The sequence below is a fragment of the Ideonella sp. genome (assembly GCF_036277275.1).
GTDB lineage: Bacteria > Pseudomonadota > Gammaproteobacteria > Burkholderiales > Burkholderiaceae_C > Ideonella.
On the sequence record NZ_DASUNH010000050.1, the window covers coordinates 1 to 7,769 of the forward strand.

Consider the following 7,769-nt stretch of genomic DNA (forward strand, 5'->3'; position numbering starts at 1 on the left):
CGCAGGACGGCGTGATGCGCATCCAGACGCTGGCCCAGGACTCCGCCCTCGCACCGGGCCGCATCGAGCCTGTCGAGGCGGTCGGCGCTGCCGGCAAGCTGCCGTTCAAGCGCACCCGCATGGGGCTCGAAGTCAAGCTACCCGAGGGCCTGGCAGGCACGCCGGCCATCGCACTGAAGCCTCGTGGCGCCACTCTCGTCTGACGCATCGCACCACCAACCCATCCAACGTCAACGGCATCTGCCGGAGGCTTCCTCATGCATCTCTTCCCCAAGACCCTCATCGCCTGCGCGCTCTCCCTGGCCGCGCTGACCAACGCCCTGGCGCAGGACGCCCGCAGCCCCCAGGGCCGCGCCGACTGGCCCGGCGCCGGCCAGCTCTTCGCGGGCGTGAACTACCAACCCGTCGACCGCAGCCTGGCGCAGGTCAAGCGTGACGTCGCGCTGATGAAGCAGTCGGGCTTCAAGGTCGTGCGCATGGGCGACCTGGCCTGGGACTACTTCGAACCCGAGGAGGGCAAGTTCGACTTCAGGCACTTCGACGCCGTGATGGCCGAAGTGCATGCGGCCGACATCAAGGTCGTCCTCGACATCCCGGGCCTGCCGGCGCCCATGTGGCTGCACCACAAGTACCCCGGCGTGGACATCGTCAATCAGACGGGGACGCGCCTGGCGCCAGCCGAGCGCTACATGGACAACACCGGCGACCCGGATTACCGGCGCCTGGCCATCCGCATGGCCGATACCTTGACCAAGCGCTACGCCCAGCACCCCGCGCTGCTGGCGGTGGGCTACGACAACGAGATCGGCAACAGCTTCATGTCGTACTCCGAAGCCGACCGCAAGCGTTTCGTCGAATGGCTGAAGAAGCGCTACGGCAGCATCGACGCGCTCAACAAGGCCTGGGCCACGCAGCGCTGGTCGCGCCGCATCGGCAAGTGGGACGAGGTGCGCCTGCCCTATGCCGACGGCCCCGGCCCGGCCGAGCGCTATCTCGACCTGCGGCGCTTCTGGTCCGACATCACCATCGCCACCATCGGCGACCTGGAAGCGGTGCGCCGCAAGAACACGCCCGACAAGCCGGCGCTGTCCAACTACTGGGACTGGTCGGGTCGCAAGGGCTTCGACTTCCTGGGCAGCTACCGCCAGCACACCACCTTCGGCGCGATGGGCTTCTACGCCGGCGATGCCATCAACGGCGGCTGGGAAACGGCGCTGATCAAGGGCGGCATGACCACGCCCACATGGTTCAACGAGTTCACCGCCGGTGGCGGCGGCTCCTACGGCAGCAAGGGCTGGTCGCGCATGTGGGCGCACTTCGTGCTGCTGATGGGCGGGCAGGCAGCGCTGGCGTGGACCTACAACAGCCACCTGGGCGGCGAGGAGCAGGCGCTGATGGGTCTGATCGACCACGACGACCGGCCCTCGTGGAGGCTGGGCGAATGGGCCCGCATCGCCGGCGACTACGCCAAGCTGGAGAAGCTGGGCTTCCCGCGCACGGTCGAGCCCAAGGTGGCGATCGCCTATTCGTTCGAGAACGTGCACGCCACCAGCCCGAACGGCCCCTCGAGCACGGTGCGCCAGTACATCAAGACGCCGTACATCAAGCAGGCCCACGGCGCCTTCGAGCCGCTGTTGAAGGACAACATCGACGTCGCCGTCATCAAGCTGTCCTACGAAGACCTGAGCCGCTACCGCCTGGTCATCCTGCCCGGCATGTACCTGCTGGACAAGGCCTCGACCGAGGCGGTCCGCCAGTTCGTCGCCAACGGCGGCACCGTCGTCATGACGGCCCAGTCCGCCAAGGCCGATGACAACAACCAGTGGCATGCCACACCCAAGCCCGGCGGCCTGACCGACGTCTTCGGCCTGCGCACCAACGAGTTCTACGAGGGAAACGGCAACCTGAAGCTGGGCGACGAGGAGATCAAGAGCACGGCCGCGCACTTCGAGGTGCTCGAGCCCTCCACCGCCCAGGTGCTGGCGCGCTTCAGCAACTTCGACGGCCAGCCGCCCGCGATCACCGTCAACCGCTTCGGCAAGGGCAAGGCCATCTACGTCGCCACGCTGGCGCAGCCGCAGATCATGAAGCCGCTGCTACGCCAGCTTTGTGCCGAGCGGGGCATCGAGCCCGCCGGACCAAAGACGCCCGATGGCGTGTTCGCCCGCACCGTCGACGGCCGCGTGCTCTACGTCAACACCACCTGGGCGCCGGTGGAGGTGCCCATCGCCGGCGCCATGAAGGGCGTGCTCGGCGGCCAGCGCTGGGAAGGCACGCTGCGCCTGGAGGCGCTCGGCGTGGAGCTGCTGGAAGGCCAGAACTGAATTCCTGAACACCGTGCTGCGTGCCTGATGGCTCCGAAGCCACAGGTGCCGGCCGGGCACTGCCCATGACGAACGACTGAACCACAACAACGAGCCGCGCAAACAGCGACCTGCGCGGCAGCATCGAATAACGAGGGCGAGACAGTCGCGCAACAAAAGGAGCATTCATGACATTCAGGTTCCTCCGGCCACTGCTGGCCTTGGTCATCTCACTGGCGGCGGGCACGGCACTCGCGCAAACCTACCGATGGCAGAACGTGGTGATGGGTGGCGGCGGCTTCGTGTCGGCGTTCATCCCGAGCCGCACGCAGCAAAACCTCTTCTATGTACGCACCGACGTCGGTGGCGCCTACCGCTGGGACAAGGCGAGCACCCGCTGGGTCCCGTTGACCGACTGGCTGTCCGAGGGAGACGTCGGCCTCATGGGCACGGAGTCGCTGGCGCTCGACCCGAAGGACTCGGCCATCGTCTACCTGCTGGCCGGCACGTCCTACTTCAGCAACGGCAAGACCGTGGTCATGCGATCGAACGACTACGGTGCCACCTTCTCGCAGATCACCGACGTGAGCAACCAGCTGCGCGCGCACGGCAACGGCATGGGCCGGCAGAACGGTGAGCGTCTGCAGGTCGACCCGGGCAGCAGCAACGTGCTCTTCCTGGGCTCACGCAACAACGGCCTGTTCAAGAGCACGAACAGCGGGGCCAGCTTCTCCCGCGTCAGCGCCCTCAACGTGACGACCACGCTGAACGGCGCCGGCATCAGCTTCGTCTGGCTCGACCCGTCGAGCGTGTCGGGCGGCGTCGCGCAGCGCATCGTCGTCGGCGTGTCGCGCCCCACCAGCGAAGGTGACAACCTCTACCTCAGCACCAATGCCGGGGCGAGCTTCAGCGCCATTTCCCCGGGCGCTCCGGCCAGCCACATGCCGCAGCGCGCCGCCTACGCGAGCAACGGCAACCTCTACATCACCTACGCCAACGGTGCCGGCCCACACGGGCAGGAGTTCAAGGACAGCAACGGCAACGTCTTCCGCACCGACGGGATGAACGCAGGCCAGATCTGGCGCTACACCGTCGCCACAGGGGCGTGGACCAACGTCACCCCCTCGGGCTACACGAGCGCGTTCTCGGGCATCTCGGTCGATCCGGCCAATGCGTCGCGGCTCGTGGCCGCCACGATCAACACCTACATGGCGCAGGGCAGCGCCTGGGGCGACCAGTTCTTCGTCAGCACCAATGGCGGCGCCAGCTGGACCAACGTGGTGCAGCGCGGCTACGCGCTCGACAGCGGCGGCGTGACCTGGGCCGAGAAGACATCGATCCACTGGGCGGGCACGATCGAGTTCGACCCGTTCAACACGGCCGCAGTGTGGGTGACCTCGGGCAACGGTGTGTTCCGTGCGGCCAACATCGATGCCACGCCCACCACCTGGACCTTCACGGTCAAGGGGCTCGAAGAGACCGTGCCGCTGAACCTGGCCAGCGTGCCAGGCGGCCCGCTGCTCTCGGCGATCGGCGACTACGACGGCTTCCGCCACACCGACCTCACAGCCTACGCGCCCATCCACACGCCCACCACGGGTACGACGCCCGGGCTGGCGATGGCGGCCGGCAACCCGCAGCTGCTGGTGCGGGTGGGCAACTCGATGTACTACACCACCAATGCCGGCTCGAGCTGGTCGCAGGTGAACAACATCCGGGGCACGCATGGCCAGGTGGCGCTGTCGGCCAACGGCTCGGTGCTGCTGCACACGGTGACGGTCTGGAACAACGGCAACGCGACCACGACCACCTACCGCTCCACCGACTTCACCAGCGGCAATCCCACCTGGACGACGGTGTCAGGCCTGAGCAACAACTCGACGCGCCCCTTCGCCGACCCGGTGAACTCCAACAAGTTCTACGCCTACGACAACACCACCGGCACGCTGCTCGCCAGCAGCAACAGCGGGCTGACCTTCACCAACGCTGGCTCGCTCGCCGCCTGGGGCGCCGCCATCGGCCGCGCGGCGCCTGGCCGCGAGGGTGACCTCTGGGTCGCGCTCAACGGCGGCGGCCTGGCCCGCTCGACGAACTCGGGGGGCTCCTTCTCGACCTTCCCGAACGTCAGCCAGGCCAGCGCGGTCGGCTTCGGCAAGACGGCCACCGGCGCCAGCTACCCCACCGTGTTCATCTGGGGCTCGGCCAATGGTGGCCCGCGCGGCGTGTACCGCTCCACCGATGCCGGGGCGAGCTGGGTGCGGGTGAACGACGCCACCCACCAGTACGGCGGCCCGGGCAATGGCCAGTTCGTGGTGGGTGACATGAACACCGAAGGCGTGGTGTACATGAGCACCGTCGGTCGCGGCCTGGTCTACGGCGCGTCGACGACGAAGCGGCTGCAGGCGCGGCACAGCGGCAAGTGCATGGACGTTCCAGGCTACAGCACCACCCCGGGCACCGGGTTGGTCCAGTGGGCCTGCGGCGATGGCGCCAACCAGCAGTGGGCGGCTGACGACCTGGGCAATGGCTACCTGCGGCTGAAGGTCGGACACAGCGGCATGTGCGTGGACCTGGCCAGCCAGAGCACGTCCAACGGCGTGGCCATCGTGCAGGCTCCGTGCGGCGCCGGCACCAGCCAGCAGTGGCTGAAGAAGAAGACTGACAACGGGTACTTCCGTCTCAAGTCCCGCTACAGCGGGCGGTGCATCGAAGCGAAGGGCGCCAACACCGACGACGGCGCCAAGCTGGTCCAGTACGCCTGCGACGCCGACACCAACCAGCAGTGGCGATATCGCTGACCAAGCATAGAGGACAAGGATCGCCGCACGCGCACCCGCGCAACGGCGATGCCTTGTCCCCCATCCGTGCACATCGTGCGCACGACGCACCACCTGGAAAGGTTCTAGAGACATGACACGTTGTCTTCTTTCCGCCGGGGCTTTCGCGCCCCGGCGCCTGCTTCGTTTCGCGCTGACGGGGCTGTTGCTTTCCTGGAGCGCCTCTGCCCTCGCCGGCACCGGCAACGGTGACCTGACGGACGCCAACATCAACTATGTCGGCCGCTGGGACAAGACCAGCGGCACGACCTACCGAAGCTACTGGGGCGGTGCCTACGTGTCCGCCAAGTTCACCGGCACGACGGTGAAGGTCAAGCTCGCCGAGCCCACGCGCTTCATGGCCATCATCGACGGTGTCGCCACCAGCTACTGGAATGCGAGCGGCACCATCAACCTGACCTCCACGCCGCTGGCGAACGGCACGCACACCCTGAAGATCATCGCCAAGTACCAGGACGTCGAGCTGCCGTTCCAGGGCCTGGTCCTGGACACGGGCGCCGCCACGTTGCGAGCCGACGCCCTCCCGCTGGTGGAGTTCATCGGCGACTCGATCACCGCCGGCGAAACGACGACCGACTATGCGGTCTCCGCCTACGCCTGGCAGACCGGCGAAAGGCTGGGCGCCGACCACACCCAGATCGCCTACCCCGGCATCACGCTGTCCGACGGCTACCACTACGACTGGAACAACTGGCCGGGCATGGAGTCGCTCTACTTCAAGCTGCAGCAGGCCAACCATTGCCCCGACGTGGCGTGCGCCGCCAACCCGTTGTGGGACTTCTCCAAGTACACGGCCAAGATCGTCGTCGTCAACATCGGCACGAACGACGCCAACAACTCGGTGCCCTCGGCGACCTTCCAGGGCCGCTACACCACCTTCCTGCAGAACGTCCGCGCCAAGTACCCCAACGCCGAGATCTTCGCGCTGCGCCCGTTCGGCGGCTACTACCAGACCGAAACGCAGGCAGCGGTGAACGCGCGGCTCGGTGCGGGCGATGGCAGGTTGCACTACGTCGACACCACGGGCTGGCTCGAATCGCCGGGCGACTTCACCGACGGGCTTCACCCGAACGACGCAGGCCACATCAAGGTCACCAACCGGCTGCTGCCCATCCTGCTGCCCTACATCGGCGTGGCCACGTTGAACGACAACAAGTTCAACTACGACAAGACCGCCAACTGGCCCAGCGGCTCGCAGTCAGGCGCCTACCAGGACGACAACCACTGGTCGAACGTCGCCAATGCCTACTACAAGGTTCCCTTCAACGGCACCCAGGTCAGGCTGTATGGTGGCAAGGCACCGTCGCACGGCATGGCGGCGGTCTCGGTCGACGGCGGCACGGAGACCTTGATCGACACCTACTCGGCCACCCGAGCCGACGGCGTGCCCTTGTGGAGCAGCCCGGTGCTTTCGCCCGGCAAACACACGCTGAAGGTGCGCGTCACGGGCCAGAAGAACGCGAACTCTTCGGACACCTTCGTCACCGCCGACCGGGTCGACGTTGTCAACGGAGGCGTGAACCTGCTCGGCAATGCGGGCTTCGAGGCCGGGAGCAACGGCTGGAACGTCGTCTCCTCGGGGACGGGTCAATCGTTCATCGACACGACGAAGCCCAGGTCCGGCTCGTCTCATCTGAGCCACGCCGGCGCGGTCCCGTACTGGGTCGCCACCTACCAGACCCTCACCGGCTTGAGCAAAGGCCTGTACACCCTCAGGGCCTGGGTCCGCGGCACGGCAGGGCACCAGCTGTACGTCAAGAACTTTGGCTCGGACTCGATGGCCGTGACCTCCGCGGCTTCGGACACCTACACCCAGCTCGTCATCAAGAACATCAAGGTCACCAACGGCTCCGCCGAGATCGGCGTCTGGACGAGCTATGACGCGGGCACCAGCTGGTTGAACATCGATGACGTGACGTTCTACAAGCAATAGGGGTCAGGCAAGGGCCGGTGCGCGCATCGCGTGCCGGCCCGCAGGGTATTGCCGTTCTCGCTGCGCCGCCTCGGTGGTGTCAACAAGACCGGTCCATTCGCTCTGGCACGCGATCTACCACGACACCCGCCTGACCCATCGTGACGCCGGTGTTGAGCTTGAAGCCGCGGGCGTTCGTTGTCGACTGCTGCCCAATAGCTGTTTGACCTCTTCAGTGAGGTCAAGGGAAACAGCGCGATCCTCGAGATGAGGCTGCGGGCGTATCCGATGGACGGGAGTCGGGCTGGGCTTTTGGTGGGCGGGTTTGCGGCGTGTCCAGCCGGTCAACGCCGGGTCGTCAACTTGCGGTCTCGGCCGCATCGCGGTCATCACGGCGCCGCCGCTGTGGACCGCTCGGTGACCGGTCATGAAGGGACTGCCGACGTTGCCGTTGACCCGAGTTCTTTGCCATCTTGCGGCCGCCCGAACGACTGCTGCCCGACCCGGCGAACTGGCAGTGCCGACCCAGAGCGGTCACTGGCAGCGCCGCGTGAAGCCGTCGCTCGCAGCGCAGGTGCCTTAGAGCTTAGAGGGGGCGGTTGCGAGGCAGAATATGGCCATGCCTCGGTTGGCAATTCCAAGTCTCTTCGCGTTGGTGCTGGCAATTCATGGCGTCGCCGTTGGAGGTGAACGAGAAGCGCTGCTTCTCGAACTCAC

General features: G+C 66.7%; 4 protein-coding genes. All 4 read left to right on the plus strand.

Going from position 1 to position 7,769, the window contains the following annotated elements; genetic code table 11:
* A partial coding sequence (locus VFY73_RS09450) for a hypothetical protein (RefSeq protein WP_329717996.1) occupies positions 1 to 203 on the plus strand: 203 nt, incomplete at its 5' end.
* A 54-nt stretch (positions 204 to 257) separates the two neighbouring features.
* On the plus strand, positions 258 to 2,324 hold the full coding sequence (locus VFY73_RS09455; protein ID WP_329717998.1) for a beta-galactosidase: 2,067 nt from the start codon (positions 258 to 260) through the stop codon (positions 2,322 to 2,324).
* A 167-nt stretch (positions 2,325 to 2,491) separates the two neighbouring features.
* Positions 2,492 to 5,101, plus strand: a complete 2,610-nt coding sequence (locus VFY73_RS09460; RefSeq protein ID WP_329718000.1) for an RICIN domain-containing protein — start codon at positions 2,492 to 2,494, stop codon at positions 5,099 to 5,101.
* 112 nt (positions 5,102 to 5,213) lie between these two features.
* The gene (locus tag VFY73_RS09465) at positions 5,214 to 7,073 is read left to right on the plus strand and encodes an SGNH/GDSL hydrolase family protein (RefSeq protein ID WP_329718002.1); all 1,860 of its coding nucleotides are present in this window, start codon (positions 5,214 to 5,216) and stop codon (positions 7,071 to 7,073) included.
* The last annotated feature ends 696 nt before the right edge of the window (positions 7,074 to 7,769 follow it).

Excerpts from the sequence above, each read along its gene's own strand:
- VFY73_RS09460 (WP_329718000.1), top strand. The coding sequence starts at position 2,492 with ATGACATTCAGGTTCCTCCGGCCACTGCTGGCCTTGGTCATCTCACTG.
- VFY73_RS09455 (WP_329717998.1), top strand. The coding sequence starts at position 258 with ATGCATCTCTTCCCCAAGACCCTCATCGCCTGCGCGCTCTCCCTGGCC.
- VFY73_RS09465 (WP_329718002.1), top strand. The coding sequence starts at position 5,214 with ATGACACGTTGTCTTCTTTCCGCCGGGGCTTTCGCGCCCCGGCGCCTG.